The sequence below is a fragment of the Micromonospora sp. RTP1Z1 genome, assembly GCF_033804685.1.
In the GTDB taxonomy this organism is placed as follows: Bacteria; Actinomycetota; Actinomycetes; order Mycobacteriales; family Micromonosporaceae; genus Micromonospora.
Map to the genome: position 1 here is coordinate 1 of NZ_JAPFQV010000118.1, position 3,688 is coordinate 3,688.

Consider the following 3,688-nt stretch of genomic DNA (forward strand, 5'->3'; position numbering starts at 1 on the left):
GTCCGGCAGGTCGGTCACCGACCTGCCGGACCGCGCCGGGGCGTCCGCGTCACTGCGTCATGGTCGCCAAGACGACGATGTTGTTCAGGTAGCTATGGGCATTCTGGTCGAAATCTCCACCGCAGGTCACCACCCGCAGACTCGGCTTGTCGCTGGGGCCGTAGACCAACTCCGTCGGGAATGACGTCTTCGGGTAGGACTTGACCTCGTCGACGGTGAAGGTGGGGTTCGAGCCGTCCTCCCGGGCGACGGTGATGGTGTCCCCCGGCTTGAGCGAGCCGAGGTTGAAGAACACAGCCGGCCCGAGCTTGGCCGAGTCGACGTGGCCGACGATGACCGCGTTGCCGACCTCGCCGGGGCTAGGTCCGGGGGAGTACCAGCCGGCCCGCTGGGCCTGGTCCAGCGGGGGCACCTGGACGGTGCCATCCGGGTTGGTGCCGAGCGTCATGATGTCGGCGTTCACCCCGATCCGGGGAATCGAGATGGTCGTCGGGTTCGACCGGGCCAGGCCGGCGGGGGCGGTGTCCTGGTCCGGAGTGCCCGTGGCCTCGTCGGCGGCGGACGCCTGGTCGGCGGCCTCAGTGGCGCTGCCGCCGACGGTGTCGGGGGCGGTCGTGGTCAGGTCGGCGTGCCCGGCCTGGGCCAGCGGCTGGGGCGGGCGAGGCGGGGGCACGGTCCGGAAGGACGCCCCGATCATGCCGGCGCCCGCCATGGCGAGGAGGACGACGACGGCCGCGCCGGCGGCGCGCCACGGTGTCCCGTGACGGCCGCCGGCCGGTGTCGCCGTCGTGTCAGCCGAGCTCATTGGCACGACGCCGACGCAGCAGGAACATGCCACCCAGGGCGGCGGCGCCGATCACGCTCACCCCACTGGCGGCCATGCCGCGGTCGAGGCTGGTGGTGGCCATGCCACCGTCACCCCCGTCGACGTGCCCCCGTGGCATGCAGTGGTCGTTGCGGTCCTGGTCCTTGCGGTCCTGGTCCTTGCGGTCCTGGTCCTTGCGGTCCTGGTCCTTGCGGTCCTCGTCCTTGCGGTCCCAGTCCTTGCGGTCGAAGTCCTTGTGGTCCCAGTCCCCGTGGTCCCCAGGGCAGAACTCAAGAAGACTGACCTGCGGCTTGGCGACGACGTTGCCCGTGTACGCGTGTCCGGCCGCGTACGCCGCCCCGGGCGAGAACAGCAGCAGGGACGCGCCGCCGAGAGCGGCACCGGCAACGACCTTCCCGAGCATCTTCTTTCCCATGACCTGCGTCACTCCATCCCTGTTTGTCCTGAGCCCGACGAGAGTCGAGCTACGACCGACGTTAGACCGTTTCGCGACCTATCCGGGGAAAGATTCGCGTTCTAGAGTTTGCTGGCGATACGGGGCATAGGAGTGCTAAGCGGCTTGTGCTGGGGTTAGGGGCACAGCGCGGCCTTCCGTGCCGCCCGGGCGGCTGCACCCTCACTGGGTGCGGAGGTTCCCCATCCGCCGGGCCCTGTCCCGCTCGGTCGACCTGCGGCGATCCGGCCCTGCTGCGCCGCCGCGTCCCCGCAAGGTGGTTCGCCCCTTACGGTTACGGCGATCAGGGCATCAGACCGCTGTCATGGAAGCGCTCCCATGCAAGAAACGCTGCTCGGGTTCGGGGAGCCACATCGCGACCAGGTGTCGAGGGTGCCCGGTTCACTGGGCGACATCGGACCAGCCGACCGGCCGTTCCCACGCCGGTCGCGTCACCACCACCACGCCCGTCCGGGTCGGGCGGCACCCCCCGCAGAAACCCGTGGCGCCGACGGCCGTCCGCACCGGACGTCCGACGGGCCATTCCGCCGGGCCGTACGCGGATCCGGTCCCGCCCAAGGAGATCAGTGGCATGAGTGTGGAGAAGGCTGTCCGGGCCGAAACCGGGCGATCGCACTGACCGGTCCGAGCGTCCTGGTCGCGGGCGGGCTGGTGACCCTTCCGGTCACGCAACGTGGAGCGGCTCACTGGCCAGCCGGGGTGAAGGGGTATGTGAATCCGGAGTGGAAGGCCAAGGCGGACGCCGAGGGCGGCAGCAGCCGGATCGCCGCCATCGACGGCACGCCTGACAGCAGCTCCAACGGCTCGATGGGCTGCGCGACCACTTGGCCAAGGCGCTGGCCCTCGTCTCGGTCGGCTTCGGCAGCTCCTGAGTAACCGGCAGCCCGCCGCGGCGGGAGTTAGGCACCGCCGCGGTAGGTTCCCCCGGGCCCCTGGTCCGACCGTGCACCGGTCGGGCCAGGGGCCCCCGCCGTGTCCACCCGCCCGGACCCGGGCGGCCGGGTCAGGGGACGGTCTTCTCCACCGCGGCCCGACCCAGCTCGGCCAGGTCCCGGCGGGCCCGCTCCAGGTTCTCCGGGGTGAGATCCTGGCCTCGAGCCATCACCAGGTCCTCCGGCTCCCACGGCTGCTCGGCGCCGGTGCGGATGTTGTCCCCACCCGCGCCGGTGCCGGTCCCGGTGGCGCCGGTGCCCGCCGCGTACGGGTCGCCGAGCAGGTCCTCGGTGGCGCCGGACGGTCCCCCGCCCGGCTCGGCGAAGACCGGGGTGTCCCGGTCCGGGCCGCCCCCGCCGGCCAACTGCGGCACGGTGCTCTCGTCGTCCACCGCGGCGGCCACCTCGGGGCTCTCCTCCAGCGGTCGGTCCCGATCGGTCATGTGCTGCCCTCCTGTCCCCAGACGCGTTCCCTCGTCTCGCGTACCCCGCGCGGGGCGGGCCATGCCGGGAAGGTCAGACCTCCAGGGCCTCCTCGGCGGTCGGCGGCTCGACCGGGCGCAAGCACTGCCAGAGGAGCATCAGCAGGCCGAAGACGAGCATCACCGCCCCGGCCCAGAGGTTGATCCGCACCCCCTGGGCCTTGTCGATCTCGGCCTGGGATTCGAAGAACCCGACCAAACCGACGATCACCCCGTACGGGACGAAAAGTCCACCGATTACCCGGCGGGGTGTCGAAGAGCCGAAGCGCGACACGGTGGAGCCCCGGCCGGTTCGGCCGGGGCTCCACGTGTCGGTCAACGACCGAGGACGCGGTCCAGGAAGTCCCGGTAACCGCGGACGGCGACCCGGAGCTGCTCCGTGTCGGCCGAGCCGGCGTCCTGCCAGCCGCCCAGCGTGGTCCTCTGTGCGCGCAGCGCGGCGGAGAGGGCCTCGATCGCCTCCTCGACCAGCGACTGCGCCTCGCCGACCGCGGCCCGCGGGTCGTCCACGAAGCGGAGCTGGACGTCCCGCCAGCGGTCCCGGAAGCCCTGGGCGGTCTCCGGCTCGAAGAGCGTGGCGGCGTCCGCCGGCACCGCGCCCGGGGTCGGCCGGGCCGCCCCGGCCAGGCCCGCGCCGGCGGCTGCGCCGGCCACCCCGGCCCCGGCCGCCGCGGCGCTGGCATCCGGGTCGACCATCGTCGGCTCGGCGCTGCCGTAGCCGGCCGCGCCGGCCGCCGCGTCGTCGTCCCGGTCGCTCGGGTGCTCGGCCGCCCACTGGTCGGGGTCGTGCAGCCGGTCGCCGGCCGTCGGGTCGGCCCGTTCGTCGTCGAACGCGTCGGTCCGCCCCGGGGCGCCGTCGCCGGGCTGGGCGGTGTCCTCGCCGCGCGGGTCCCGCTCGTCCTCCGGTCGGCCGCTGGCCATCGCCGAGGCGGCCACCGCGTCACCGACGGTGGTCGCGCCGAGGGCGGTGGGCAGCGGCGCCGTCGCGTGGAAC

The 3,688-nt window shown here is 73.2% G+C and carries 4 protein-coding genes and 2 pseudogenes; 1 reads left to right on the forward strand and 5 read right to left on the reverse strand.

Annotated features, from left to right (window positions below):
* Window positions 1–49: 49 nt before the first annotated feature.
* Window positions 50–805, reverse strand: a complete 756-nt coding sequence (locus SLP03_RS31200; protein WP_319464227.1) for a class F sortase — start codon at window positions 803–805, stop codon at window positions 50–52.
* Window positions 792–1,241 (reverse strand): hypothetical protein, encoded by a 450-nt coding sequence (locus SLP03_RS31205; protein ID WP_319464228.1) that lies wholly within the window; start codon window positions 1,239–1,241, stop codon window positions 792–794. The genes SLP03_RS31200 and SLP03_RS31205 overlap by 14 nt, the downstream gene beginning before the upstream one ends.
* 614 nt (window positions 1,242–1,855) lie before the next feature.
* Between SLP03_RS31205 and SLP03_RS31810 the strand changes: the two are divergent.
* Window positions 1,856–2,122, forward strand: a pseudogene (locus SLP03_RS31810) (cellulose 1,4-beta-cellobiosidase); the annotation flags it as partial.
* A 161-nt stretch (window positions 2,123–2,283) separates the two neighbouring features.
* Here SLP03_RS31810 and SLP03_RS31210 read toward each other — a convergent pair.
* From SLP03_RS31210 to SLP03_RS31220, 3 genes and pseudogenes are all read right to left on the reverse strand, one after another.
* Complete coding sequence (locus SLP03_RS31210) at window positions 2,284–2,655, reverse strand: hypothetical protein (RefSeq protein WP_319464229.1); 372 nt, start codon at window positions 2,653–2,655, stop codon at window positions 2,284–2,286.
* Between the two features lie 73 nt (window positions 2,656–2,728).
* Complete coding sequence (locus tag SLP03_RS31215) at window positions 2,729–2,905, reverse strand: hypothetical protein (RefSeq protein WP_319464230.1); 177 nt, start codon at window positions 2,903–2,905, stop codon at window positions 2,729–2,731.
* 104 nt (window positions 2,906–3,009) lie between these two features.
* Window positions 3,010–3,688, reverse strand: a pseudogene (locus SLP03_RS31220) (hypothetical protein); the annotation flags it as partial.

Coding starts and splice junctions, on each gene's coding strand:
- SLP03_RS31205 (WP_319464228.1), bottom strand. CDS start 1,241: ATGGGAAAGAAGATGCTCGGGAAGGTCGTTGCCGGTGCCGCTCTCGGC.
- SLP03_RS31200 (WP_319464227.1), bottom strand. CDS start 805: ATGAGCTCGGCTGACACGACGGCGACACCGGCCGGCGGCCGTCACGGG.
- SLP03_RS31210 (WP_319464229.1), bottom strand. CDS start 2,655: ATGACCGATCGGGACCGACCGCTGGAGGAGAGCCCCGAGGTGGCCGCC.